The organism is Streptomyces swartbergensis, from assembly GCF_002148965.1.
Taxonomy (GTDB): domain Bacteria; phylum Actinomycetota; class Actinomycetes; order Streptomycetales; family Streptomycetaceae; genus Streptomyces; species Streptomyces swartbergensis.
The window spans coordinates 1-1020 of sequence record NZ_NGFN01000746.1 but is presented as its reverse complement, the minus strand read 5'-3'; the positions used below and the strand labels follow the sequence as shown (position 1 = coordinate 1020).

Sequence of the window (1020 nt, the reverse complement as noted above, 5' to 3'; positions counted from 1 at the left end):
CCGCGGTGGTTCTCGCCGAGCGGGGGCGGCGGGTACGGGTGTGGACGCGGGACCCCGTCGAGGCGACCACCTCAGCGGTTGCGGGCGCGCTGTGGTGGCCGTACCGGATCGAGCCGGTCGCGCTGGCGCGGGTGTGGGCGCTGCGGTCGCTCGATGTGTACGAGGAGCTGGCCGCGCGGTCCGGGGCGAGCGGCGTACGGATGGTCGAAGGGGTACTGGGCGAGACGCGTCTCGACGAGGTCGACGGGTGGCTGGCGGAGCGGGTGCCGGAGCTGCGGGCTACCACGGCCGGGGAGTACGCGGGGTACGGCGTCCGGGCGCGGCTGCCGCTCATCGACATGCCGTCTCATCTGCCGTGGCTGCGGGAGCGGTTCGTGGCGGCGGGCGGTGTCGTCGAGGCTCGTACGGTGTCCGGATTCGCGGAGGCCGACGCGCCGGTCGTGATCAACTGCACGGGGCTCGCCGCGCGGGAGCTGGTGCCGGATCCGTCCGTGCGGTCCGTGCGCGGGCAGCTGGTCGTCGTGGAGAACCCGGGGATCGACACCTGGCTGGTCTCCACCGACGCGGCCGGGGAGTACGCGTACATGTTCCCGCAGCCGGGCGGGCTCGTCCTCGGCGGTACGGCGGAGGAGGACGCGTGGTCGCCGGCACCCGACCCCGCGACGGCCGAGGCGATCATCCGCCGCTGCGCGGCCCTGCGGCCCGAGATCGCCGGGGCGCGCGTCCTGGAACACCGGGTCGGGCTGCGCCCCACCCGCCTCGCGGTACGCCTGGAGCGCGACGCCCTGCCGGACGGCCGGCTCCTGATCCACAACTACGGCCACGGCGGCGCGGGCGTGACGGTGGCCTGGGGCTGCGCGGAGGAGGCGGCCCGACTGGCGGACTGAGCCGACCGGACCGGTTGCGACCGTCTGGACCGCCGCCCGCACGGCCTCGGAGGAAGAGGCCCGGGGCACCCGCCTGTGACGCCGCCGAAAGACACCGGCCGCCCAACTCCGACCTCGCCAGCCCGACACACCC

The 1020-nt window shown here is 75.7% G+C and carries 1 protein-coding gene; it reads left to right on the top strand.

The window, feature by feature from the left end:
• Positions 1 to 887, top strand: an 887-nt coding sequence (locus tag CA983_RS44065; protein WP_086606150.1) for an FAD-dependent oxidoreductase, incomplete at its 5' end; no start/stop codon positions are given.
• Positions 888 to 1020 lie beyond the last annotated feature (133 nt).